The 24,256-nt window shown below is 56.9% G+C and carries 26 protein-coding genes; 15 read left to right on the top strand and 11 right to left on the bottom strand.

Annotated features, from left to right (window positions below):
• Nucleotides 1-90: 90 nt before the first annotated feature.
• Nucleotides 91-1,215 (bottom strand): anhydro-N-acetylmuramic acid kinase, encoded by a 1,125-nt coding sequence (gene anmK, locus KHQ24_RS21830; protein WP_004202863.1) that lies wholly within the window; start codon nucleotides 1,213-1,215, stop codon nucleotides 91-93.
• 268 nt (nucleotides 1,216-1,483) lie between these two features.
• On the opposite strand from anmK, the gene slyB reads away from it, so the two are divergent.
• Both slyB and KHQ24_RS21820 read left to right on the top strand, forming a co-directional pair.
• Nucleotides 1,484-1,951, top strand: a complete 468-nt coding sequence (gene slyB / locus KHQ24_RS21825; RefSeq protein ID WP_002907749.1) for an outer membrane lipoprotein SlyB — start codon at nucleotides 1,484-1,486, stop codon at nucleotides 1,949-1,951.
• Between the two features lie 223 nt (nucleotides 1,952-2,174).
• Nucleotides 2,175-3,536 carry a GGDEF domain-containing protein gene (locus tag KHQ24_RS21820; RefSeq protein ID WP_211777467.1) on the top strand — a complete coding sequence of 454 codons (1,362 nt, stop codon included), beginning with the start codon at nucleotides 2,175-2,177 and terminating at the stop codon, nucleotides 3,534-3,536.
• 34 nt (nucleotides 3,537-3,570) lie between these two features.
• Here the strand turns inward: KHQ24_RS21820 and slyA are convergent, their stop codons facing one another.
• Nucleotides 3,571-4,011 (bottom strand): transcriptional regulator SlyA, encoded by a 441-nt coding sequence (gene slyA, locus KHQ24_RS21815; RefSeq protein ID WP_017901090.1) that lies wholly within the window; start codon nucleotides 4,009-4,011, stop codon nucleotides 3,571-3,573.
• Nucleotides 4,012-4,183: 172 nt separating this feature from the next.
• Here slyA and KHQ24_RS21810 point away from each other — a divergent pair, with 172 nt between their 5' ends.
• Genes KHQ24_RS21810 through KHQ24_RS21800 form a run of 3 tightly spaced genes read left to right on the top strand, consistent with a single transcriptional unit; the run spans nucleotide 4,184 to nucleotide 7,351 of the window.
• The gene (locus KHQ24_RS21810; protein WP_004202868.1) at nucleotides 4,184-4,420 is read left to right on the top strand and encodes a DUF1656 domain-containing protein; all 237 of its coding nucleotides are present in this window, start codon (nucleotides 4,184-4,186) and stop codon (nucleotides 4,418-4,420) included.
• Nucleotides 4,421-4,430: 10 nt separating this feature from the next.
• Nucleotides 4,431-5,327 carry an HlyD family secretion protein gene (locus KHQ24_RS21805; protein WP_023318434.1) on the top strand — a complete coding sequence of 299 codons (897 nt, stop codon included), beginning with the start codon at nucleotides 4,431-4,433 and terminating at the stop codon, nucleotides 5,325-5,327.
• Entirely contained in the window at nucleotides 5,327-7,351 is a 2,025-nt protein-coding gene (locus KHQ24_RS21800; protein WP_004202870.1) for an FUSC family protein, read from the top strand. Before KHQ24_RS21805 ends, KHQ24_RS21800 begins: the two co-directional genes overlap by 1 nt.
• On the opposite strand, the gene sodC is transcribed toward KHQ24_RS21800, so the two are convergent.
• The 3 genes from sodC to KHQ24_RS21785 form a co-directional block, all read right to left on the bottom strand.
• Nucleotides 7,344-7,865, bottom strand: a complete 522-nt coding sequence (gene sodC, locus KHQ24_RS21795; RefSeq protein WP_017901092.1) for a superoxide dismutase [Cu-Zn] SodC — start codon at nucleotides 7,863-7,865, stop codon at nucleotides 7,344-7,346. The genes KHQ24_RS21800 and sodC overlap by 8 nt on opposite strands.
• A gap of 69 nt (nucleotides 7,866-7,934) precedes the next feature.
• Nucleotides 7,935-8,831, bottom strand: a complete 897-nt coding sequence (locus KHQ24_RS21790; RefSeq protein ID WP_004202873.1) for an aldo/keto reductase — start codon at nucleotides 8,829-8,831, stop codon at nucleotides 7,935-7,937.
• Between the two features lie 48 nt (nucleotides 8,832-8,879).
• The gene (locus KHQ24_RS21785; RefSeq protein WP_017901094.1) at nucleotides 8,880-9,122 is read right to left on the bottom strand and encodes a DUF1289 domain-containing protein; all 243 of its coding nucleotides are present in this window, start codon (nucleotides 9,120-9,122) and stop codon (nucleotides 8,880-8,882) included.
• Nucleotides 9,123-9,261: 139 nt separating this feature from the next.
• Between KHQ24_RS21785 and KHQ24_RS21780 the strand changes: the two genes are divergently transcribed.
• The 4 genes from KHQ24_RS21780 to rnt all read left to right on the top strand — a co-directional run bounded on the left by KHQ24_RS21780 (nucleotide 9,262) and on the right by rnt (nucleotide 12,283).
• Nucleotides 9,262-9,861 (top strand): TetR/AcrR family transcriptional regulator, encoded by a 600-nt coding sequence (locus tag KHQ24_RS21780; protein WP_004202876.1) that lies wholly within the window; start codon nucleotides 9,262-9,264, stop codon nucleotides 9,859-9,861.
• Nucleotides 9,862-9,914: 53 nt separating this feature from the next.
• A complete protein-coding gene (locus tag KHQ24_RS21775) occupies nucleotides 9,915-11,012 on the top strand; it encodes an alkene reductase (protein ID WP_004202878.1) in 1,098 nt (365 codons plus the stop codon).
• 78 nt (nucleotides 11,013-11,090) lie between these two features.
• Entirely contained in the window at nucleotides 11,091-11,498 is a 408-nt protein-coding gene (gene gloA, locus KHQ24_RS21770) for a lactoylglutathione lyase (protein ID WP_004202879.1), read from the top strand.
• A gap of 137 nt (nucleotides 11,499-11,635) precedes the next feature.
• A complete protein-coding gene (gene rnt / locus KHQ24_RS21765) occupies nucleotides 11,636-12,283 on the top strand; it encodes a ribonuclease T (RefSeq protein WP_004202881.1) in 648 nt (215 codons plus the stop codon).
• A gap of 47 nt (nucleotides 12,284-12,330) precedes the next feature.
• Here the strand turns inward: rnt and KHQ24_RS21760 are convergent, their stop codons facing one another.
• On the bottom strand, nucleotides 12,331-12,678 hold the full coding sequence (locus tag KHQ24_RS21760) for a Grx4 family monothiol glutaredoxin (RefSeq protein WP_002907768.1): 348 nt from the start codon (nucleotides 12,676-12,678) through the stop codon (nucleotides 12,331-12,333).
• A 340-nt stretch (nucleotides 12,679-13,018) separates the two neighbouring features.
• On the opposite strand from KHQ24_RS21760, the gene KHQ24_RS21755 reads away from it, so the two are divergent.
• A complete protein-coding gene (locus KHQ24_RS21755) occupies nucleotides 13,019-13,891 on the top strand; it encodes a C40 family peptidase (RefSeq protein ID WP_004189707.1) in 873 nt (290 codons plus the stop codon).
• On the opposite strand, the gene KHQ24_RS21750 is transcribed toward KHQ24_RS21755, so the two are convergent.
• Nucleotides 13,846-14,331, bottom strand: coding sequence for a helix-turn-helix domain-containing protein (locus tag KHQ24_RS21750; protein WP_004202883.1), 486 nt, complete (start codon nucleotides 14,329-14,331; stop codon nucleotides 13,846-13,848). The two genes, KHQ24_RS21755 and KHQ24_RS21750, sit on opposite strands and share 46 nt — an antisense overlap.
• Before the next feature lie 481 nt (nucleotides 14,332-14,812).
• Here KHQ24_RS21750 and sodB point away from each other — a divergent pair, with 481 nt between their 5' ends.
• Nucleotides 14,813-15,394 carry a superoxide dismutase [Fe] gene (gene sodB / locus KHQ24_RS21745; protein WP_004202885.1) on the top strand — a complete coding sequence of 194 codons (582 nt, stop codon included), beginning with the start codon at nucleotides 14,813-14,815 and terminating at the stop codon, nucleotides 15,392-15,394.
• 59 nt (nucleotides 15,395-15,453) lie between these two features.
• On the opposite strand, the gene KHQ24_RS21740 is transcribed toward sodB, so the two are convergent.
• Nucleotides 15,454-16,623 carry an MFS transporter gene (locus KHQ24_RS21740; protein WP_004202887.1) on the bottom strand — a complete coding sequence of 390 codons (1,170 nt, stop codon included), beginning with the start codon at nucleotides 16,621-16,623 and terminating at the stop codon, nucleotides 15,454-15,456.
• Nucleotides 16,624-16,790: 167 nt separating this feature from the next.
• The gene (locus KHQ24_RS21735) at nucleotides 16,791-16,883 is read right to left on the bottom strand and encodes a YnhF family membrane protein (protein ID WP_002907776.1); all 93 of its coding nucleotides are present in this window, start codon (nucleotides 16,881-16,883) and stop codon (nucleotides 16,791-16,793) included.
• Nucleotides 16,884-17,175: 292 nt separating this feature from the next.
• Here KHQ24_RS21735 and purR point away from each other — a divergent pair, with 292 nt between their 5' ends.
• Entirely contained in the window at nucleotides 17,176-18,201 is a 1,026-nt protein-coding gene (purR, locus tag KHQ24_RS21730; RefSeq protein WP_004202888.1) for an HTH-type transcriptional repressor PurR, read from the top strand.
• An 18-nt stretch (nucleotides 18,202-18,219) separates the two neighbouring features.
• On the opposite strand, the gene punR is transcribed toward purR, so the two are convergent.
• On the bottom strand, nucleotides 18,220-19,131 hold the full coding sequence (punR, locus tag KHQ24_RS21725) for a DNA-binding transcriptional activator PunR (RefSeq protein WP_004202889.1): 912 nt from the start codon (nucleotides 19,129-19,131) through the stop codon (nucleotides 18,220-18,222).
• A 112-nt stretch (nucleotides 19,132-19,243) separates the two neighbouring features.
• Here punR and punC point away from each other — a divergent pair, with 112 nt between their 5' ends.
• Complete coding sequence (gene punC / locus KHQ24_RS21720; protein WP_048294975.1) at nucleotides 19,244-20,425, top strand: purine nucleoside transporter PunC; 1,182 nt, start codon at nucleotides 19,244-19,246, stop codon at nucleotides 20,423-20,425.
• Between the two features lie 294 nt (nucleotides 20,426-20,719).
• Nucleotides 20,720-21,868, top strand: a complete 1,149-nt coding sequence (cfa, locus tag KHQ24_RS21715) for a cyclopropane fatty acyl phospholipid synthase (protein WP_023318439.1) — start codon at nucleotides 20,720-20,722, stop codon at nucleotides 21,866-21,868.
• Between the two features lie 36 nt (nucleotides 21,869-21,904).
• Here cfa and KHQ24_RS21710 read toward each other — a convergent pair whose 3' ends face one another.
• A complete protein-coding gene (locus tag KHQ24_RS21710) occupies nucleotides 21,905-22,540 on the bottom strand; it encodes a riboflavin synthase (protein WP_004202894.1) in 636 nt (211 codons plus the stop codon).
• A 229-nt stretch (nucleotides 22,541-22,769) separates the two neighbouring features.
• On the opposite strand from KHQ24_RS21710, the gene mdtK reads away from it, so the two are divergent.
• Nucleotides 22,770-24,143 (top strand): MdtK family multidrug efflux MATE transporter, encoded by a 1,374-nt coding sequence (mdtK, locus tag KHQ24_RS21705; protein WP_004202895.1) that lies wholly within the window; start codon nucleotides 22,770-22,772, stop codon nucleotides 24,141-24,143.
• The last annotated feature ends 113 nt before the right edge of the window (nucleotides 24,144-24,256 follow it).

The raw sequence follows: 24,256 nt of genomic DNA, 5'->3' as shown, positions 1-24,256 counted from the left end.
GTTTGCCTTCGACTTTCCCGGTCACGGAGGGCACTCCGCCCTCCGCTTAACATGTCCAGTTTACCGGTCGCGTCGTATTTAAGATTTCAGTTAACTCCGATTCTGCGGCGGGTTAGCAGGGAAAATGGCGCCCAGCACCGTGGCTTCGCTGGCGCCAGTCACAGAGGGCAGATTCCCCGGCAGGCCAGCGATGGTGCGCCAGGCCAGCCAGGCAAAGGCCAGCGCTTCCATATCATCGCCGCTGATCCCCGCTTCATCGGTGGTGGAGACTTCGGTTCCCGGCAGCAGGGCCGCCAGGCGCGCCATTAACAATGGGTTACGCGCGCCGCCGCCGCACACTAACAAACGCTCGCAGCCGCCGCTTAACAATACCTGCTCACTGATGGTCACGGCGGTTAATTCCGCGAGGGTTGCCTGCACATCCTGTCCGCGCAGCCCCGGGTAACGAGCCAGATGCTGCTCCAGCCAGCCGTAATTGAAATATTCCCGACCGGTGCTTTTCGGCGCCGGCAAGGCAAACCACGGATCGCTCAGCATATCCTGCAGCAGCGGCAGGAGCACTTTGCCTTCACTGGCCCAGTGGGCGTCTTTATCGTAAGGTTTACCTTGCTTACGCCAGATCCAGGCGTCCAGCAACATATTGCCCGGCCCGGTATCATAGCCGCGCACCGGCTGGCCCGGCACCAGAAGCGACACATTAGCGATCCCGCCAATATTCAGCACCATCCGCCGCTCAACGGGGTGCGCCAGCAGCGCATGATGAAAAGCCGGCACCAGCGGCGCCCCCTGCCCGCCAAGCGCCATATCACGCCGACGGAAATCCCCCACCACAGTGACGCCGGTATGGGCGGCAATCTGGTTGTTGTCGCCAATTTGCAGCGTGTGCGGGGCATCGCCCTGCGGCTCGTGCCATACAGTCTGCCCATGACAGCCGATGGCGATGACGTCCGCGGGTTTGAGACTTTCCTGACGCATCAGCGCCAGCACGGCCTCGGCAAACAGCCTTCCGAGGCGGGTATCCAAACGCCCCAGCTGCGAGAGGGTCAGCGACTGGCCCTGACAAATCGCCAGGATCTCTTCTTTTATCGCGTGTGGGATGGGCCAGGTGAGACTGGCCTGCTGCGCCACCATGTTTTCGTTGATAGCGGCTAAAACGACATCAATACCATCAAGGCTGGTACCCGACATAACGCCAATAAAGCGACCCGATCTCATACGTTTTTCCTTCATTCCATGACCCTCGTATGCGTCTCAGTCCATCATAAAGTGTCTGCTAATGCTATGTTGTAATAATACTTTTTAACAATAGAGAGACATTTCGGAGAACATCGTAAAGAACCGGCGTTTAGTTTAGGTTGAAGCACCATTAATTATTATTTTTTGTATATCCCGGGGGGAAGCTATGCCCGCCGACGACTAAATGCCATATAATTAACCGCATGGACGTTCAATTGAACACCTTCGGTGAACAGGAGATTCATAAATGATTTTACGTGTTTTGGCTGTATCGATGATTGGTTTTACGCTCGCGGGCTGTGTGAGCAGCAGCGGCCTGTCCGGCGACGTTTATTCCGCATCTGAAGCCAAACAGGTGCAGAGCGTGACATACGGTACCATCGTGCATACCCGCGCCGTACAGATCCAGAGCGGCGACGACAGCAATGCCATCGGGGCGATTGGCGGCGCGGTTCTGGGCGGCTTCCTCGGGAATACCATCGGCGGCGGCACCGGACGTTCTCTGGCCACTGCGGCTGGCGCGGTCGCGGGCGGCGTAGCCGGTCAGGGCGTACAGGGCGCCATGAATAAAACACAGGGCGTGGAACTGGAAATTCGTAAAGATGATGGCAACACCATCATGGTGGTACAGAAACAGGGCAGCACCCCGTTCTCTGTTGGACAGCGCGTAGCCATTGCCGGCAGCGGCAGCCAGGTCACCGTCTCTCCTCGCTAACACCTGTCACGATGCGGCCAGTTGCGCCGCATCGTACTTATCACCCACATTTATCTCGCCGTAAAAGTTTTGTATTAGCGATAACACATATTAATTTTAATATTTCATCAATCATTGCGCCTGCGCAATATCTTTGCCCACAGCCCCCACTACTCTTATAACCGTTAATATTATTAAGCCAACCCAACCTCGTTGCTGTTGTTATTATTCTGGAATATTGCCTATGAACAAACATGTGAATCATGTTGTTAGACGTCTTATCATTTATTTTTTTATTTGTTTGCTGGCCGGAGTCGGCATTACCGGGTTAACCAGCTCTTTTGAGACCAGATTCAACAGCACCTCATCAATACTATTTCCCCTGCTGACCAGTTTTCTGATGGTTTTTCATATCACTATTGCCTGTTTTATGGGCATGAAATACTGGAGCAGCAAGCGTCGCCTGTATCTGACGCCTGTCGCTTTCGGTTTTGCCTGTTCGGCGTTACTGATGCTGGGCACCCTCAGTAGCTATCCGGACTGGCTCAGCTGTAATCCCGCGCCGGTGGTGAAACAAAATGACGCTGTGATATATTATTTCTTTCGCAATATAATGATGGCCGTCTTATTCACGTCGTCAATTATTTTGTATTATTTTCGCCGACGGATCATGCACTCCTTTAAAGCCCATGTAATGACTTTCGCGGCATGTATTGTTTTTACGTTAATGATAATTTTTTTGTCATGGATCTTCTCCAGCCACTCGCCATGGTTGAGCATTAGGTTTATTGACGATCTGAGCCATACTTTTACGCCGCTGTGGCGAAGTATTATTGGCTGGCTGCTGATGGCAGTCTGGTTTATCGCGCTGATTTTAATAATTTGGTTTAGCAAACTTCGCAATATTTTCTGGTACAGCGGCGCTTTTTTTTGCAGCGCATATTTGTTCACCATTTTCCAGCTGCTCTCTGCCGTTGGGGAGCTCGATCAGGCCTGGTATCAGGCGCGTTTTTTTGAAACGCTGTGCACCCTGTTCCTGATCCTGGTGCTGCTGGTAGACGTCTTTATCCTCTATCGCGAGTCTAACCACAAGTATGTCAACTCATACCAGAATTCGATACGCGACCCGCTGACCCGGCTTTACAACCGCAGCTTCTTCTACGATACCCTCAACCAGCAGCTGGCAAAGGTGAAGGCCCAGCATCCGCTGTCGGTGATCATCTGCGACCTCGACCATTTTAAACGCATCAACGATAACTATGGCCACATCGCCGGCGACAAGGTGATCCAGTTTGCCGCCTCGGTGCTGGACAGCCATTCGCGTAAGGATGACGCGGCCGCCCGCATTGGCGGTGAGGAGTTTGCCCTGCTGCTGGTCAACACCGCAGAGGACGAGGCGCAGGCGATCGCCGAGCGCATCCGCCTGGCGGTCAGCGCCGAACAAACCCCTCCGCCAGAGCGGATGACCATCAGTATGGGCGTGTATACGACCCATGACGGCAGTGTGACAGCCGAAGAGTGCGTCCAACGCGCGGACGAAGCCATGTATGAAGCAAAAAACAGCGGACGTAACCGGGTGGTAATCTGGCGACGCCAGGGCAGGTAAAAAAAGGCCCGGGATAAACCGGGCCGCAAAACGATTAATCTTTTGCCTGGAGATCGAGGATATTTTGTTCAAGTTTACGAATTAAGTGAAGCAACGTTTCCACTTCCTGCTTCGAGACCCCTGCGAGGATTTCATCGCGGGTTTTGCCTATCACCTCTTCCATCTCGTTGATCAGCGGTTCGGCTTTTTCCGTCAGCTTGATGCGTTTGGCTCGCCGATCGCTTGCGCAGGTCTGGCGAGAAATAAGCCCTTTCTCCTCCAGCTGATCGAGCGTGCGCACCAGGGACGGTTGTTCAATACCGATGGCTTTCGCCAGCTGGATCTGCGACTGCTCAGGCGGCAGCTGGTGGATGTTATGCAGCGTAACCCAGTGGGTCTGCGTTAACTCCAGAGGTTTCAGGCGATGGTCGATTAGCGCGCGCCAGACGCGAACTAAACGTGCCAGATCAGAACCAAGTGGCGATTCCAATTTCATCTCCTTATAATTAGCTTGCTAAGTTATTATACTGATTTTAGAATAGTGTGCAGCATTTGAATAATCAAAACAAATGAATTACTTGATTCAACAAAAACCAAAACAATGATTTACACTGTTAAAGAGTAGCACGTCCTGAGGTTATCCCTGTTATGGCAAAGGATTTTTGCTTGTGAAACTGAGTCTTAATTCATCCGGATTGCCGCTGCAGGACCTGGTGTTCGGCGCATCCGTCTATTTCCCTCCGTTGTTCAAAGCCGTCCTGCTGGGCTTCTTTATCTGGCTGTTTTTACATCGCCAGCTGCGTGACTGGATGTATGCGGGCGACATCTGGCATCCACTGCTGATGGATCTCTCCCTGTTCGCGCTCTCGGTCTGTCTGGCCCTGGTGTTACTGATTGCCTGGTGATCTTCCTGCTATGAAAAAATTAAAATATCTTTCAACACTGTTGGTGGCGGCCATCGCTCTGGTTGCCGCGTGGTTGTTATGGAATTTCTACACTCAGTCCCCCTGGACCCGCGACGGTAAAGTGCGCGCCGAGCAGGTCGGGATCACCCCTCAGGTTTCCGGCAGTATATTGCAGCTGAACGTGGCCGATAACCAGCAGGTCAAGGCCGGTGAGGTATTGTTTACCATCGACGACACCCCCTACCGCATCGCGGTGCTGAACGCCCAGGCGCAGCTGGCGAAAGCGCAAGCTGAGGTGGCGAAAGCGCAGGCGGAGCAAAGCAAAGCCGCCAGCGAAGCCCGCCGTCGCAGAAACCTGTCGCAAAATGCCATCTCAGCTGAAGACCTTGAAAACGCCAATACCGCCCTGAATACCGCCACCACTACCCTGGCGGCCGCCAGAGCGGGAGTCGGTGTCAGCGAGGCGGCGCTGAAACATGCGCAGTGGCAGCTCAGCCAGACGGTCGTCAAAGCGCCGGTAGACGGCTGGGTGACTAACCTCTCCACCCGGGTCGGCGATTACGCCACCACCGGCCATCCGGTCTTTGCCCTGGTGGACAGCCATTCGTTCTACGTGCTGGGCTACTTTGAAGAGACCAAACTGCGCCATATTCGCATCGGCGATCCGGCGCAAATCATTCTCTACAGCAATCAGCAGACGCTGCAGGGGCATGTCGCCAGCATCGGTCGCGCGATTGTCGACCAGAGCGTGGAACAGGGAACCGGGCTGGTGGCCAATATCAAACCGAATATCCCCTGGGTCCGCCTCGCCCAGCGCGTGCCGGTGCGGATTGCCTTTGATACGTTGCCGGCCGATGTCACTCTGGTCTCCGGTACCACCTGCACCGTCTCGATCGGCGGACAGTGATGAATCTGCAGACCCTGTCATGGCGCACGCTGCCCTGGGTTAAAGCCACCCGACCGCAGTGGCGATACGCGCTACGCAACGGCATCGCCATGTGTCTCGCGTTAAGCATCGCCTACGCACTGGATCTGGATGAGCCCTACTGGGCGATGACCTCCGCGGCGGTGGTCAGCTTTCCCACCGTCGGCGGGGTGATCAGTAAAAGTTTTGGCCGCATTGCCGGCAGCCTTCTCGGCGCCTGCGCCGCCCTGCTGCTGGCGGGCCATACGCTCAACGATCCCTGGCTGTTCCTGTTCAGTATCTCCGGCTGGCTGGCGCTGTGCACCTGGGCCTGCGCCTTGTTCACCAATAACGTGGCCTACGCCTTTCAGCTGGCGGGCTATACCTGCGCCATCATCGCCTTTCCGGTGATTAATATCAGCGACAGCTACGAGCTATGGGTGATTGCCCAGTCGCGCGTGTGCGAAGTCATCGTTGGGATCTTGTGCGGCGGGTTGATGATGATGATCCTGCCCAGCACCTCCGATGGCAGCAATCTGCTGACGGCCCTGAAAACCATGCACGCCCGCCTGCTGGAGCACGCCAGTCTGCTGTGGGTCCCGGAAACGACGGATGCCATCCGCACCGCCCATGAAAGCGTAATTGGCCAGATCCTGACCATGAACCTGCTGCGCATCCAGGCCTTCTGGAGCCACTACCGCTTCCGTCGGCAAAATCCCCTGCTGAACTACCTGCTGCACCAGCAGCTCCGCATGACCAGCGTCATTTCCAGTCTGCGGCGTATGCTGCTGAACTGGCCTGACGCCCCGGCCAATACCCGCCAGGTGCTGGAATCGTTGCTCGCGGAGCTCGCCACCTCCAGTGCTGACAGCTATCACGTCGCCCGCATTCTGGCGCCGCTGGCGCCGCCGCCGGACGCGGATTACCGCCACCTCGCCTTTTGGGCGCGGTTACGCTATTTCTGCCGCATTTATCTGGAAAGCAGCCGCTGGATCCGCCGGGTTGAAAATGCCTCGGCGATCGCCGAGTTCAATGTCCCTTCCGCGCCCGCGCTGGCCCGCCACACCGACCAGGCAGAGGCATTGCTCAACGGCATCCGTACCTTTTGCGCGCTGGTGGCGATTGGCGCGTGGGGGATCAGTACCCAGTGGACCAGCTGCGCGGCGGCCCTGACCCTGGCCTCCATTTGCTGCGTGCTCTATTCGGTTTCCGCCTCGCCGTTTCGTTCGTTGACGCTGCTGATGCAGACCCTGGTGCTGCTGTCGCTGTTCAGTTTTGTGGTGAAATTTGGCCTGATGGTGCAGATAACCGACCTGTGGCAGTTCTTGCTGTTTCTGTTCCCGTTGCTGACCACCATGCAGTTACTCAAGCTGCAGTGGCCAAAATTTGCCGGCCTGTGGGGGCAGCTTATCGTCTTTATGGGCTCGTTTATCTCCGTCACCAACCCACCGGTTTACGACTATGCGGCCTTTTTTAATGACAATTTAAGTAAGATTGTCGGCGTGGGCTTTGCATGGCTGGCCTTTGCGGTGCTCAGTCCCGGCTCGGACGCCCGTAAAGGTCGACGCCACATCAGAGCGTTACGGCGTCACTTTGTCGATCAGCTCAGCCGCCACCCCCAGCACAGCGAGCACGAATTTGAATCGCTGGTATATCACCATGTCAGCCAGCTCAGTCAGAGCCAGGATGCGCTGGCTCGCCGCTGGCTGCTGCGCTGGGGGGTGGTATTGCTGAACTGCTCCCACGTGGTCTGGCAGCTTCGCGAGTGGGAAACGCGCTCCGATCCTCTCGCCCAGGTGCGCGACCTGTGTATCAACCTGCTGCGCGATGTGATGAGCGAGCGTGGCGTGCAGCAGCGGCCGCTGGCCTCCACGCTGCAGGAGCTGCTGCGGATCTGCGAAGTTCTGAACCACCATCATCAGCCGGCGGCCCGGGAGCTGGCCGCCGCGATATGGCGACTGTATTGCGCGCTGTCGCAGCTGGAACAGGCTCCGGTCGCCGGAACGATTGGCGAAAAGATTACTTAATCACCCCGCAGGCAAACCGTTCGCCGCCGCCGCCCAGCGGCTGCGGACTGTCGGCCATATTATCGCCGCCGACATGAACCATCAGCGCTTTGCCTTTCACTTCCGCCAGCGTTTTCAGACGCGGAGCGATAATCGGCTGGTCAGCCACACCCGCGTCGTTGACCACCAGTAGCGGTAGATCGCCAAGATGCCCGGTGCCCAACGGCCCTTCATGTTTACCGGTATGTTGCGGATCGTAATGTCCGCCCGCCGCTCCGGCGGCTACGGCTTTGCCCTCTTTCATCGCCGGCTGGCAGCTGCCTTCAGCATGAATATGAAAGCCGTGCTTGCCCGGCGGTAACGCCCGCAGATTAGGAGCAAATTCGAGTCCGCGGTCGGTTTCGGTGATTTTTACACTGCCGATGGATTGACCAACGCCCTGGCTGGTCACGAGATTAAGTGGCACATCTTCACTGACGGCCTGCGCGCCAGCGCAAAATGCGAGGGAAAGGATAGCGAGAATACATCGTTGCATAACACCTCCGGATGGCTGTCTCTCTGTTAAGTGTAAACCAGGAACTGCTTTCCGGAGGCGAAATGCCCGTTACGGCACGTCGTAACCGAGCGCGGCTTTGCGGATACGGAACCACTGCTGGCGGGTCATACTCAGTTTTTCGGCCACAATCGCCGAGCGCACGCGCTCAATTTTACCCGAGCCGATAATCGGCAGCGGCTGCGACGGCAGGCGCATCACCCAGGCGTAAACCACCTGCTCGATGCTGTCGGCGTTGAGCTCGTGGGCCACCTGGGCCAGCTCGTCGCGCAGCGGCTGAAAGCCCTCTTCATTAAACAGGCGGCCGCCGCCGAGGCAGGACCAGGCCATCGGACGAATACGCAGCTGCTGCAGCTGGTCGAGGGTACCGTCAAGCAGCAACGGCTGATGCACCGGCGAGATCTCCACCTGGTTGGTAGCAAGCGTAAACGGCAGGCGCGACTGCAGAAGGGTGAACTGGGCAGGGGTAAAGTTCGAGACGCCGAAATGACGTACCTTGCCGCTGTGGTGCAGCGCGAGGAAGGCTTCAGCCACCTCGTCGGCGTCCATCAGCGGATCCGGCCGGTGGATCAGCAGCAGATCGAGATGGTCCGTTGCCAGGTTGCGCAGCGATTGCTCGGCGCTGAGCACGATGTGGTCCCGGTCGGTAATGTAGTGACCGATGGTGTTTTCAGCGCGCGCCCGGGTGGCAATGCCGCATTTGCTGACAATCTCCATCCGGCTACGCAGATGCGGCGCCAGCTTCAGGGCTTCACCAAAGGCGGATTCACACTGGTAATCGCCATAGATATCGGCGTGATCGACGGTGGTAATGCCTAAATCGAGATGCTGTTCGATAAAGCCGACCAGCTCGTCTGGCGACATTTTCCAGTCCATCAGACGCCAGTAGCCCATCACAAAACGCGAAAATTCCGGCCCCTGGGGAGCCATAGCAATACGCTGAACCATAACCGCTTCCTCAATAAAAAAGTGCTCTGAGTATACGTAATTTTTGGCTTAAAACAGTGAGGGTTGCTGCGGTTCTTCCGCCGCCTCTGGTCTGTTCGCGCGTATTTTGCGCAGCAGGCGTTGACGGCACAGACGCAATACCTCCTGTTTCTGCGCATCGCTCATCGTTTGCCAGTTAAAACGCTCCTCACGGCTACGGAAACAGCCGCGACAGTAGCCGCGCTCATCGGTCTGACAAATTCCCCGGCACGGGCTCTGCACCGGGAAAAACTCTAACTGCTCTGCCACCACACGCCTCCTGTCCCCTCATCTCCTTTCATTGAAGACGTTTCCCTGCGCCGACGCAAATTTTGTTCACTCCGTGCTGCGCCAGTTAACATTTTTGCGCTAAGTCTTGCATTAGACCAATCGGTCTACTACAGTGTGCGCCATGAACAGACACAGCGATTGCGATACCCGAGAACATATCCTGGCCACCGGCGAGCAGCTATGCATGCATCGCGGCTTTACCGGCATGGGCTTGAGCGAACTCCTGAAGACGGCGGAAGTGCCCAAGGGCTCTTTCTATCATTACTTTCGCTCTAAAGAAGCCTTCGGCGTCGCCTTGCTTGAAAACCATTACGCCGGATATCTGCAGCGCCTGGTCGATCACTTCGCCCATGGCGAGGGCAACTATCGCGATCGGCTGCTGGCCTACTATCAGCACACGCTGAATCAGTTTTACCAGCAGGGGATTATTAGCGGGTGTCTCACCGTCAAGCTGTCGGCAGAGGTTTGCGATCTGTCGGAAGACATGCGCACCGCCATGGACCACGGCGCCAGCCAGATCATCGCCCTGCTGGGCGACGCGCTGGAGAAAGGGCGTCAGGAAGGCAGTCTGACCTTTGACGGCGAGGCCAGGACGCTGTCGCAGGTACTCTATTCCCTGTGGCTCGGCGCCAACCTGCAGGCCAAAATAACGCGTAGCGCAACGCCGCTGGAGAGCGCCCTTGCCCACGCGAAACAGATTATTGCGGCGCCTGCTGTATAACAGGCGTTTTTATTTCATCAGTTCCTAGACGACCGGTCTACTCAGGAGTCATTATGTCGGAATCAAAATTATTCACCCCGTTGAAAGTCGGTGCCGTCACCGTCCCTAATCGCGTATTTATGGCTCCACTGACGCGTCTGCGCAGCATCGAGCCGGGCGATATCCCTACCCCGCTGATGGGCGAATACTACCGTCAGCGCGCCAGCGCCGGGCTGATCATCACCGAAGCGACGCAGATTTCCGCCCAGGCCAAAGGCTATGCCGGCGCGCCAGGGCTGCACAGCCCGGAGCAGATTGCCGCCTGGCAGAAAATCACCGCCGGCGTTCACGCGGAAAACGGCCATATCGCCGTGCAGCTGTGGCACACCGGACGAATTTCCCATAGCAGCCTGCAGCCCGGCGGCGCCGCACCGGTAGCGCCGTCTGCGCTGAGCGCCGGCACCCGCACCTCGCTGCGCGACGAAAACGGCCACGCCATCCGCGTCGACACCTCGATGCCTCGCGCTCTGGAAACCGAAGAGATCCCGGGGATCGTCGATGATTTCCGTCAGGCGGTGGGCAATGCCCGTGACGCCGGTTTCGATCTGGTTGAACTGCACTCGGCCCACGGCTATCTGCTGCACCAGTTCCTCTCGCCGTCGGCGAACCAGCGTACCGACCAGTATGGCGGCAGCGTGGAAAACCGCGCCCGTCTGGTGCTGGAAGTGGTCGACGCCGTGAGCAAAGAGTGGAGCGCTGACCGGATTGGCATCCGTGTGTCGCCGATTGGCAGCTTCCAGAATGTGGATAATGGCCCGAATGAAGAAGAAGACGCGCTGTATCTGATTAGCGAGCTGGCGAAACGCGGTATCGCCTATCTGCACATGTCCGAGCCGGACTGGGCGGGCGGCAAGCCGTATAGCGAAGCTTTCCGTCAGAAAGTTCGCGACCGCTTCCCTGGCGTGATCATTGGCGCTGGCGCCTACACCGTTGAAAAAGCCAACGACCTGATCAACAAAGGGCTGATTGATGCCGTGGCCTTTGGCCGCGATTACATCGCCAACCCGGATCTGGTGGCCCGCCTGCAGAAAAAAGCGGCGCTTAACCCGCAGCGCCCGGAATCCTTCTACGGCGGCGGCGCGGAAGGCTACACCGATTATCCTACGCTGTAATCCCTCCATTGATAGCGGCGACGTATCGCCGCTATACTCAACGCTCTGATCTAGCAAATAAACTGCATAGGGGACATTATGCGCTTACTCCATACCATGCTGCGCGTTGGCGACCTGCAACGTTCTATCGACTTCTATACCAACGTGTTGGGCATGAAGCTGCTGCGCACCAGCGAAAACCCGGAGTACAAATACTCCCTCGCCTTCGTCGGCTACGGCGAAGAGAGCGATACCGCGGTGATCGAACTGACCTACAACTGGGGCGTGGACAGCTATGAGCTGGGCACCGCCTACGGTCACATCGCGCTGAGCGTCGACAACGCCGCCGAAGCCTGCGAGCGGATCCGCCAGAACGGGGGCAACGTCACCCGTGAAGCCGGGCCGGTAAAAGGCGGCACCACCGTTATCGCCTTCGTGGAAGATCCTGACGGTTACAAAATTGAGCTGATTGAAGAGAAAGACGCCGGCAAAGGGCTGGGCAACTAACCCCTCCCGACCATAGCGTCTTTATTTTCATCGCTCGCCCGGGCGCTGCGGCGCCCGTTGTTTTCACCCCTGCCTGCTGCAAGCCGTGGCAAAATTTGCCATAATGCGCGCTACTTTTTACCAGCTAAGAGAATCTGATGTCCGAGAACGCTCAACTGAATGGTCTGTGCGACCGTTTCCGCGGTTTTTATCCAGTGGTGATTGATGTTGAAACCGCAGGATTTAATGCCAAAACCGACGCCCTGCTGGAGATCGCCGCCATTACGTTGAAGATGGATGAGCAAGGCTGGCTGATGCCCGATGAAACGCTGCATTTCCATGTTGAACCTTTCGAGGGCGCCAATCTCCAGCCCGAAGCGCTGGCCTTTAACGGGATTAACCCGCACGATCCAGAGCGCGGCGCCGTTAGCGAATACGATGCCCTGCATGCCATCTTCAAAATGGTACGCAAAGGGATGAAAGAGAGCGACTGCAGTCGGGCTATCATGGTGGCGCACAACGCCACATTTGACCACAGCTTCACCATGACCGCCGCCGAACGGGCGGGGCTAAAACGCAACCCGTTCCATCCGTTTGTCACCTTTGACACCGCCGCGCTGAGCGGGCTGGCGCTGGGCCAGACGGTGCTGTCGAAAGCCTGTATTGCCGCAGGTATGCCGTTCGACGGCGCGCAGGCCCATTCCGCCCTCTACGATACCGAGCAGACGGCGCAGCTGTTTTGCGAGATAGTGAACCGCTGGAAGCGTCTGGGCGGCTGGCCGCTGCCGGTAGCGACGCCGGAGTGATAAAAAAAGCGACTTCCAGGAAGTCGCTTTTTTACTGACAGCGGGAATTATTCCGCTTTCGGCTCGTCAGTGTGATATTTCGCCGCGGTCTCTTTGATCAGCTGCTGCAGTTCACCGCGCTGGTACATTTCGATGACGATATCGCAGCCGCCCACCAGTTCACCGTCCACCCACAGCTGCGGGAAGGTCGGCCAGTTGGCATATTTTGGCAGCTCAGCGCGGATATCCGGGTTCTGCAGAATATCAACGTAAGCGAAACGTTCGCCACAGGCGGACAGCGCCTGAACGGCCTGAGCGGAGAAACCGCAGCTTGGCAGCTTCGGCGAACCTTTCATGTACAGCAGGATCGGGTTTTCAGCGATTTGGCGTTGGATCTTTTCTAAAGTCGAGCTCATTGTCGTGCTTCCTTAAACTTCTTTCTACGGCAGTAACTTGTCATTGTAGCGTCCCGAGGGCAGGACCGATAATAACATTTTTTTCACTATTCATATTTTATCTTCTGTTGCGCGAAGTTGCCTTAAAAATATCATTTTGACGCCGCGGGCAGGCGCGCGTTGCGCATTTTCTGTGCGAGGCGGTCAATGTCTGACGCGTTTTCTTGCAATCGTTAACCAATCGACATTTTTGATACAAAAGAATATTAACTTTCCGGGTTTTTATGCTTTAGAATCGTTCCGGTTTGTCATTCATCGTCAGGCATTTGTACATGTCTGTAATTAATCAGGGGATTGCTCAGTGGCGCGGCTAAACAAAATCGCGATATCGCTCTGTGCATTACTGTTCACATCTATCTCATTCACACCACTGGCTCAGGCTTCAGGGCATACGCACGCCTCCGCCTCGCCAAAGGCGTTGCCCGCGAAAAGCGGCTCAGAGCGCAAGAAAAAAGCAACCAGTCAAAAAAGTAAAACCACCGCTAAAACCACCAGTAAAAAGTCCTCGAGCACCCGGCTCCCTACCCGCACTACCGCAGCAAGCCAAACCGCGCTTCATCGTCAGGCCGTCGGCGCCACGAAAAAATGCGTGCTGCGTAAAGGGTATAAAAAGCAGTGCGCGAAAACGGTGGCCGCCAGCGCCGAGCCTACCCTGGCGTTGAACAGCGTCAAAAGCAAATGCGTGGTGCGTAAGGGCTATAAAAAGCGCTGTAAACCCGAGGCCAGCGAAGCGAATCTGACGATCGCCGATGCGCATAAAGTCCGGGTGCAAAAAGCGCAGAGTACCGCCATGAACAAACTGATGGGCCAGCTGGGTAAACCATATCGCTGGGGCGGCACCTCCCCGCGCACCGGGTTCGACTGCAGCGGGCTGGTCTATTACGCCTACAAAGACCTGGTCAAGATTCATATCCCGCGTACCGCCAACGAAATGTATCACCTGCGCGATGCGCGTCCGGTCGATCGTGACGAACTGCAGAGCGGCGACCTCGTCTTCTTCCGCACCCGCGGACGCGGCACTGCCGACCACGTAGGCGTTTACGTCGGCAACGGGAAATTCATTCAGTCACCGCGCACAGGTCGCGATATACAAATCACCTCCCTGAGCGAAGATTACTGGGTTCGCCATTACGTCGGTGCCCGGCGCGTCATGACCCCGAAAACCATTCGCTGATCCCGGTCTGCCGCTACGGCGGCAGCCCTCTTCACCTGCCCGTTCTCCGCCCCTACCGTCAGGGGAAACTGCATATTCGCCTCTGTGACCGGCCCTTCCCGACGATAGCGGGTGGGCGACATGCCAAAGTGACGGTGAAAGGTGCGGCAGAATGCCGCCTGCCCGTCGTACCCCAAACGTTGAGAAATACTCTGCATCGAGGCCTCGGTCTGCGTTAAGTAGATTGTCGCGATGGTCATCTTCCGTCGGCTGACGTAGCTCGCCAGCGTACAGCCGGTCACCATGGCGAATTGCCGTTGGAAATACCAGTGCGAGTAGCCGGACTTTTTCGCTATCGCGCTCACCGGCAGGGTGTCAAAAATATGTGCTTCGATCCAGTCAACGATCCCCTGCACTACCGGGATCATTTTCGGGCTTACCACTTCATCTGTTTTTGCCATCGTAGCCATCCTGTGGAAATTGATGCCGGCGGCTATATTTGTCATACAAATATAAAAATAGACAATGAATTATTGGCATAGCGGCGATTACCTGAAAGCATAGCATCATTAATTAATTGATTTAAAATGCTTATTTCCACTCAGGCGCTTGCGCTGCAGGGATCTTCGAATGACGAGCTGAGGAATGAACCATCGCGGCGAGAGACCCGTGCCCCTGCCCCCTTTAACTTATACATTTTTGCAACATCTACGGGCGTCTTAACGCTCTGCTCCGCAGAAAACGGTTAAGCCTTCGGCAGTTGAGCCTGTGATAATAGCCTTTATCGTTGTAAGGCTTTTCACTGCCTGCGGCAAATGTTAACATTCTCAATACAATAACAGGCCCGGGACGCGACAGCGTCGGGCGGTCAGCACTCGATTCAGGTGAAAACCTCATCTTGTCAATGTGAGATAAAACAAAAAAGTTATAAGGAGAGTAGCAATGTCGTTTGAATTACCTGCATTACCATATGCAAAAGACGCCCTGGCGCCGCACATTTCCGCAGAAACCCTGGAATACCACTACGGTAAACACCACCAGGCGTATGTCACTAACCTTAACAACCTGATCAAAGGCACCGCATTCGAAGGGAAGTCGCTCGAAGAGATCGTGCGCACCTCTGAAGGCGGTGTTTTCAATAACGCGGCGCAGGTCTGGAACCACACCTTCTACTGGAACTGCCTGGCACCGAACGCCGGCGGCGAACCGGAAGGCGAGCTGGCTGCCGCTATTGCCAAATCCTTCGGCAGCTTCGCTGAGTTTAAGGCCAAATTTACCGACGCCGCGGCGAAAAACTTTGGCGCTGGCTGGACCTGGCTGGTCAAAAATGCCGACGGCAGCCTGGCTATTGTCTCCACCAGCAACGCCGGTACCCCGCTGACCACCGACGCCAAGCCGCTGCTGACCGTTGACGTCTGGGAACACGCTTACTACATCGACTACCGCAACGCCCGTCCAAGCTATCTGGATCACTTCTGGGCGCTGGTTAACTGGAAGTTTGTTGCCGCTAACCTGGCCGCATAAACGACAAACCGCAGCTGGGTCCCCCCGGCTGCGGTTTTTTTTAGCGCTTTCCCACCCGTTTATGACTGACTGGCAAAGGCCTCTTCCGGCTGCGCTCGTCCGCTAAACCAGACCAGCAGCAGCGCCAGACCGGCAATGATCGCGCCCATCACCGGCACAAAAGCGTATCCCAGTCCGCCGGAGATCACCGCCCCGCCGGCGGCGGCGCCCAGTGCGTTGCCAAGGTTGAACGCCCCAATATTCACCGAAGATGAGAGCCCCGGCGCCTCATGCGCCACGCGCATCACTCGCATCTGTAGCGGCGGCACCACCGCAAAGGTGGCTGCGCCCCAGACGATCATACTGATGGCCGCACCCGCCTGGGATTGCGCCAGCAGCGGGATCGCCAGCATGATCGCCATCAGCAGCAGCAGAAAGCCTTTCAGCGTGCCGGAGACCGACCGGTCGGCGAATTTGCCACCCAGATAGTTGCCCAGCGAAAAACCAACCCCAATCAGCACCAGCATCGCGGTAATAAACAGCGATGAAGCATGGGTCAGCGTATTTAGGACCGGCGAAATGTAGGTATACAGCGTAAACATCGCCCCGGCGCCCAGCACGGTGGTCAGCAAGGCTGAGAGCACCTGCGGCCGTAACAGGACCGAAAGCTCTTGTTTGACATCCGGCCGCTCGCCCGCGCTGCCCTTCGGCAGGGAGAACCACAGGCTCACCATTGCCAGCAGGCCTAACCCCGCGGTGGCGAGGAAGGACATCCGCCAGCCGATGGTTTCCCCAAGCCAGGTCGCGGCAGGCACGCCGCCGATATTAGCGATGGTGAGGCCCATAAACATGGTGGCCACCGCGCTGGCCTGCTTGTGCCTGGGCACCACGCTGGCCGCCACCACCGACCCCAGGCCAAAAAAGGCGCCGTGGTTGAGGCTGGTAATAATGCGCGACAGCAGCAGCGTAGTGTAATCCGGCGCAATGGATGACAGCAGGTTGCCGACGGTGAAGATCCCCATCAGAAAAATCAGCGCATTGCGTCGGGCGCGATGCGACAGCAGCAGAGTCATCAGCGGCGCGCCGACCATGACGCCGATGGCATATGCACTGATCAGCATTCCCGCCACCGGTATTGAAACGTCCACGCCTTTGGCAATCACCGGCAGCAATCCCATTGGGGAGAACTCGGTGGTACCGATGCCAAAGGCGCCGATCGCCAGCGCGAGTAAAGGAAAGTTGATTTTCATTCAATGACTCCATCAGACCGTCGGGAGGGACGGCATAACATCAGAAGCCAAAAGCATGACATCAATCACAAAAAAACAAAAGTGAACGAAATGACAAAAGATTTTTGCAGAATTGATAATAATGGCGGGATACGGGGAGGAAGCCGCGCTCCTCCCTCATTGGAGCATTAGTGCAGAATGGCGGTCAGGCTGAATGCGACGATCACGCCGAGAGCAATAATCGTGGTGATCAGCGAAAACTTTAAATTGGTATCCATCATTTTTCCCTCTTGTTATCCCCACACCAAAAGTGAGCTTGCTCATTTTTGCACAAAAAATCGCAAAAATCTTCCGGGATTTAGGGCGATGCACATTTTTGCTCTTCCACTTTGCCCCAAGATCGGACAAAATCCCACGCTAATTTAAAAGCGTATCGGCCATTGACCCCTTCCTGTCGTTCTGTGTCGTTTTCCCGACGTGATGCAATGTTGAAAATTGTATTCAGGGTGTGTGTAGGCAAACGTTTACGTATCGATGATCAGGCGATCAGGTCAAGGCATGGAGTGAGATGTAATGGCAACTATTAAAGATGTAGCGAAGCGCGCAAACGTTTCCACTACAACTGTATCACATGTAATTAACAAAACCCGTTTCGTTGCCGAAGAGACGCGTAATGCGGTATGGGCGGCGATTAAAGAGCTGCACTACTCGCCGAGCGCGGTGGCCCGCAGCCTGAAAGTCAATCATACAAAATCGATTGGCCTGCTGGCGACCAGTAGCGAAGCCGCCTATTTCGCTGAAATTATTGAGTCCGTGGAAAAGAGCTGTTTCCAGAAGGGCTATACTCTGATCCTCGGCAACGCATGGAACGACCCGGAAAAACAGCGTGCCTATCTGTCGATGATGGCGCAAAAACGCGTCGACGGTCTGCTGGTGATGTGTTCGGAATATCCGGATTCCGTCCTGAGCATGCTGGAAGAGTACCGCCATATTCCGATGGTGGTGATGGACTGGGGCGAAGCCAAAGCCGACTTTACCGATGCGGTGATCGATAACGCCTTCCAGGGCGGGTATATCGCCGGACGTTACCTGATTGAACGCGGTCACCGCGAAATCGGCGTGATCCCGGGCCCGCTGGAGCGCAACACCGGCGCGGGGCGACTGGCCGGCTTCATGCAGGCGATGAAAGAGGCGCATATCAGCGTGCCGGAAAACTGGATTGTTCAGGGCGACTTCGAGCCGGAGTCCGGCTACCGCGCCATGCAGCAGATCCTCAGCCAGCAGCACCGTCCAACGGCGGTCTTCTGCGGCGGCGACATTATGGCGATGGGCGCCATCTGCGCCGCGGATGAAATGGGGCTGCGCGTGCCGCAGGACATTTCGCTGATCGGTTATGATAATGTGCGCAACGCCCGCTATTTCAGCCCGGCGTTAACCACCATTCATCAGCCGAAAGATTCGCTGGGCGAAGCCGCGTTCAATATGTTGTTGGATCGTATCGTCAACAAGCGCGAAGAGTCGCAGTCTATCGAAGTGCACCCTCGGCTGGTCGAACGCCGCTCGGTGGCGGATGGCCCGTTTGTCGACTATCGTCGCTAAAGCATTGGCGGGCGCGGATCACTCCGGCGCCCGCAGCCACTCCCGATTCAACGTGTCGCTGTCCCCCAGGTAGTCCAGCATCCAGTTTAACGCCGGTGAAGCATCATTCTGCTGCCAGGTCAGACAGCAGGCCGCATCCGGAAACGGATTTTCCAGCGCCAGCGCGGTCCACTCGCCGCGATCCACCCATGGCCGGGCGAAATGGCTTGGCACCATGCCGACGCAGAGCCCTGCCGACAGACAGGTGGCCGACGATTCCCAGTCGGGGACCACCACCCTCTTCTGGTTATCCAGCAGCCACGTTGTCCTTTTGGGCAATGAACGCGAGGTATCCTCCCGCACCAGCGACGGCCAGTTGCGCAGGACATCATCGCTCAGCGGACCCGCCATCTTCGCCAGCGGATGATCGCTCGCCACCACGCAGTCCCAGCTCAGCATCCCCATATCGCGGAACGCGTAGCGCCCCCCGACCGGAATAGAGCGCGTTGCGCCAATCGCCAGCTCCACGCGGCCGTCGGCCAGCGCATCCCATACGCCGTTGAACACTTCCTGGAAAACGATCAGTTCGACGTCGGGAAAATGGCGATAGAAATCCACGATCATCTGGCGCATCCGCGCGGGTTTCACGATATCGTCCACCGCGATTGACAACTGCCCGCGCCAGCCGTTAGCGATTTGCTGGCACTGCTGGCGGGTGATCTGCATTTTTTTGATAACAGAGCGCCCTTCCTGTAAAAACCAGACCCCGGCAGGGGTCAGCTCCACGTCACGATGACGGCGCTCAAACAAGGGGACGGCCAGCCACTCTTCGAGCTGACGCACGGTATAGCTGACGGCGGAAGGCACCCGGTGCAGCTCCTGCGCCGCCGCGCTGAAGCTGCCGTTACGGGCGACGGCATCAACCACTTCCAGAGAGTATTCAGACCACATTTTCTGCCTGCAAAATTTTTGAATGCATGTGACAAATATTAGCGTTTCACAAGCCACCATGCACTCCCTACACTCTGCGGCATCGTACCTGTACTCCAAAAAAGAGAACGTTATGTCACAACCTGGGAAAGGATTTTTAGTCTGGCTGGCCGGCCTGAGCGTGCTGGGCTTTCTGGCCACCGATATGTACCTGCCGGCATTTGCCGCCATGCAGCAGGATCTCGACACCTCCGCCGCATCCATTAGCGCCAGCCTGAGCCTGTTCCTTGCCGGCTTCGCGCTGGGCCAGCTGTTCTGGGGGCCGCTGTCGGACCGCTACGGGCGCAAACCGGTGCTGCTGAGCGGCCTGGCGATTTTCGCGGTCGGCTGCCTGGGGATGCTGTGGGTGCAGAACGCCACTCTGATGCTGGCGCTGCGCTTTCTGCAGGCGATTGGCGTCTGCGCCGCGGCGGTCACCTGGCAGGCGATGGTGACCGATTACTATCCCGCCCAGCGCACCAACCGCATCTTCGCCACCATTATGCCGCTGGTAGGGCTGTCCCCTGCGCTGGCCCCGCTGCTGGGCAGCTGGCTGCTGGTGCATTTCGAGTGGCAGGCCATCTTCGCCACCTTGTTTGCCATCACCCTGCTGCTGATGCTGCCTGCCCTGCGCCTGAAAGCCGCCGCTAAGTCGGCCACTGTGACTGAAAAGAAAATCACTTTTCTCGCGCTGCTGCGCTCCCGGGAATACAGCGGCAACGTCCTGATCTACGCCGCCTGTTCCGCCAGCTTCTTCGCCTGGCTTACCGGTTCGCCGTTTATCCTTCATGAGATGGGCTACGGCCCAACCGCTATCGGGTTGAGCTATATCCCGCAGACCATCGCTTTTCTGGTGGGCGGTTATGGCTGTCGCGCGCTGCTGCAAAAATGGTCCGGACAGCAGATGCTACCTTGGCTGCTGGTGATCTTCGCCGTCAGCGTCGCCGCCACCTGGCTGGTGGGTCTGCAAACGCATGCCTCGCTGGTGGCGTTAATGATCCCGTTCTGCCTAATGGCGGTAGTCAACGGCGGGATCTACCCTATCGTGGTCGCTCAGGCGCTGAAGCCTTTCCCGCAGGCAACCGGCCGCGCGGCGGCGCTGCAGAACACGCTCCAGCTTGGCCTGTGCTTCCTGACCAGCCTGTTAGTCTCCGCGCTGATCGCCACGCCGCTGCTGACCACCACCAGCGTGATGCTGGTCTCTATTTTGTTAGCCGGAGTGGGTTATCGACTGCAGCAGACGCCAGAGCTGGCGGTCCACTCTTCCCACGCCTGACGCCCGTCGCCAGAGCCCGGACCAGTGATTAGCACGCTAAGATATTTTTATTGAAAGCCAGTACTTAGCGTCCTATACTGGATCCGGGTTCACATAAATAAAAAATATTTAACAGATTAACGGATGCAGGATGCCTCCGTTTCACCATGGAAGGCCTTTCGGCAAGGGTTATCTCCCTTCCTCTGTTCTACGTCGGATAGCGACTTCACGGATTATCCGTGAGATTTCTCACAAAGCCAAAAAAGCGTCTACGCTGTTTTAAGGTTCTGATCACTTGGGCGTGATGGAGAAGCTATGAGTTCATCGTGTATAGAAGAAGTAAGTGTACCAAATGATGACTGGTACCGGATTGCAGCTGAATTGTTGGGCCGTGCGGGAATTGAAATCAACGGCTCCGCGCCGTCAGACCTGCGGATTAAAAACCCTCTTTTTTTTAAACGCGTATTGCAGGAGGGGTCGCTGGGTTTAGGCGAAAGCTATATGGACGGCTGGTGGGACTGCGAGCGTCTGGATATATTCTTCCATAAAGTGCTCCGCGCCGGGCTGGAAAAACAACTCCCTCATCATTTCAAAGACACACTCCGCATCGCAGGCGCTCGCCTGTTTAACCTGCAAAGTAAAAAACGCGCCTGGATTGTCGGCAAAGAGCACTATGACCTCGGCAACGATCTTTTCAGCCGGATGTTGGATCCCTACATGCAATATTCCTGCGGTTACTGGAAAGAGGCGCAGACCCTCGAAGCCGCGCAGCAGGATAAGCTGGATCTCATCTGCCGTAAGCTGGAGCTCGAGCCAGGCATGCGAGTGTTGGATATCGGCTGCGGCTGGGGCGGTCTTGCCGAATATATGGCGCGAAATTACCAGGTGAGCGTTGTCGGCGTGACCATCTCCGCCGAACAGCAAAAGATGGCCCAGGCGCGCTGCGATGGCCTTGACGTAGAGATTCGTCTTCAGGATTATCGCGATCTGCACGACAGCTTCGACCGCATTGTCTCCGTCGGCATGTTCGAGCATGTAGGTCCCAAAAATTACGCCACCTACTTTGAGGTCGCCGATCGTAATTTAAAACCCAACGGCCGCTTCTTACTGCACACCATCGGTTCCAAAGTCACCGACCATAACGTTGACCCGTGGATCAATAAATATATCTTCCCCAACGGCTGCCTGCCGTCGGTACGGCAGATCGCCGATGCCAGCGAGAAGCACTTTGTGATGGAAGACTGGCACAACTTCGGCGCCGATTACGACACCACCCTGATGGCCTGGTATGAGCGTTTCCTCGCCAGCTGGCCGGAAATTGCCGATAACTATTCAGAGCGTTTCAAACGCATGTTCAGTTATTACCTGAACGCCTGCGCCGGCGCCTTCCGCGCCCGCGACATTCAGCTCTGGCAGGTGGTGTTCTCGCGCGGGGTTGAACACGGACTGCGCGTCGCCCGTTAAAACACAGTCCCCCGCTCACCGGCGGGGGATTTTTTTTCAGGCTTCACTGACCTTTGCCGCCATCTCTTTCGCCGCCAGCACGCGTTCGACCGTATCGACAACCGCCTGGGTTTGCGGGTCGATCTCGATATTGACGCGGTCGCCCAGCTTTTTCGCCCCCAGCGTGGTCCGCTGCAGCGTCTCCGGAATAAGATGCACGCAGAATCGGGTTGCCGTCACCTCACCTACCGTCAGGCTGATGCCATCGATACCGATGAATCCTTTATAAAGGATATATTTCATCAGCGTCGGGTCCTGTACTTTAAACCAGATCTGACGGTTATTTTCGGAAGTGAGGATCTTCACGATTTCCGCGGTGGTCATAATATGGCCGGACATCAAATGCCCGCCGATTTCATCACTGAATTTCGCCGCCCGCTCGACGTTAACTTCATCCCCGACCTGAATATCGCCGAGATTGGTAATCCGCAGCGTCTCTTTCATGAGATCAAAGCTGATGCGCGCGCCGTTGATGTCGGTCACCGTCAGACAGCAACCGTTGTTGGCTACCGATGCCCCGGTTTCGAGCCCCTCCAGCATATGCGCCGGCAGCTCCACCACGTGGGTGCGAAAATTGGGTTTATCATCAATGGAGACCACTTTCGCGGTTCCCTGAACAATACCAGTAAACATGTTTGGCTCCTGTTGAAAATCATGACGGTATCATTACCGTTTTCGCTATCGGGAACAATAACAGGAGGGCTGAGCGGTTGCCAGCGCGCTTCGTGCCTCGACTCTTTTTTCACTGGCTTAATGGCTAATCCTCGCTACAATAGACTGGAATTTCCTCATTTTTATCCCCTTGCTGCCAGTTACGGCGGCTTTTTTAGTCTCAAAATAACAACAATACAAAGGTGTTCACGTGCAGAAGTATTTCATTGAAGCGCGTCAGTTATTAGCTCTGGCTATACCCGTCATTCTTGCGCAGGTAGCGCAGACGGCGATGGGTTTTGTCGATACCGTGATGGCGGGCGGCTACAGCGCCACCGATATGGCCGCGGTGGCCATCGGAACCTCCATCTGGCTGCCGGCCATTCTCTTCGGCCATGGGCTGCTGCTGGCGCTGACCCCGGTGGTGGCGCAGCTTAATGGCTCCGGGCGTCGGGAGCGTATCGCGCCGCAGGTGCGTCAGGGCTTCTGGCTGGCGGGGCTGGTCTCGGTGCTGATCATGGTCGTGCTGTGGAATGCCGGGTATATCATCAGCTCCATGCATAATATCGACCCGCTGCTGGCGGAGAAAGCGGTTGGCTATCTGCGCGCGCTGCTGTGGGGGGCGCCGGGCTATCTGTTCTTCCAGGTCGCCCGTAACCAGTGTGAAGGGCTGGCAAAAACCAAGCCCGGAATGGTCATGGGCTTTATCGGTTTACTGGTCAACATTCCGGTGAACTATATCTTTATCTATGGCCATTTCGGCATGCCAGAGCTGGGCGGCGTCGGCTGCGGCGTGGCGACCGCCTCCGTTTACTGGGTGATGTTTGCCAGCATGCTGTGGTGGGTGCGCCGGTCGCGTTCGATGCGCGATATCCGCTGCGCCGAGGGCTTCAGCGGCCCCGATTTCGCCGTCCTGCTGCGGCTGGTGCAGCTGGGGCTACCCATCGCCCTGGCGCTATTCTTCGAAGTGACCCTGTTTGCCGTCGTCGCGCTGCTGGTCTCCCCGCTCGGGATCATTGACGTCGCCGGCCACCAGATTGCGCTGAACTTCAGCTCGCTGATGTTCGTTCTGCCGCTGTCGCTGGCGGCCGCGGTCACCATTCGCGTCGGCTTCCGCCTCGGCCAGGGCTCAACGATCGATGCCCAGGTTTCCGCCCGTACGGGTGTGGGCGTGGGCGTCTGCCTGGCGGTGTTTACCGCTATCTTTACCGTGCTGATGCGTAAGCAAATTGCCCTGCTGTACAACGATAACCCGGAGGTGGTGATGCTGGCCTCGCATCTGATGCTGCTGGCGGCGGTCTACCAGATCTCGGACTCTATTCAGGTGATCGGCAGCGGTATCCTGCGCGGCTATAAAGATACGCGGTCTATCTTTTTTATCACCTTTACCGCGTACTGGGTGCTGGGTTTACCCAGCGGCTACCTGCTGGCGCTGACCGACGTGATTGTCCCCCGCATGGGGCCCGCCGGCTTCTGGTGCGGATTTATCATCGGCCTGACCTCCGCCGCTATTATGATGATGCTGCGGATGCGTTTTCTGCAGCGCCAGCCCTCCAGCATCATCTTACAGCGCGCCGCGCGCTAATCCTGCCAAAGCCCGCCACCCTGGCGGGCTTTTTCTTTCTTCAGTTATGTTCCGACGTTGTACATTCCGTTACTCCCCGACACCAAAGACTCACTGATGAGCGCCCCGGAGAT

It is taken from the genome of Klebsiella sp. 54 (assembly GCF_018223875.1).
Taxonomy (GTDB): Bacteria; Pseudomonadota; Gammaproteobacteria; order Enterobacterales; family Enterobacteriaceae; genus Klebsiella; species Klebsiella quasipneumoniae.
The sequence above is the reverse complement of the archived record's forward strand: the minus strand, read 5'-3'. Positions and strand labels throughout refer to the sequence as shown.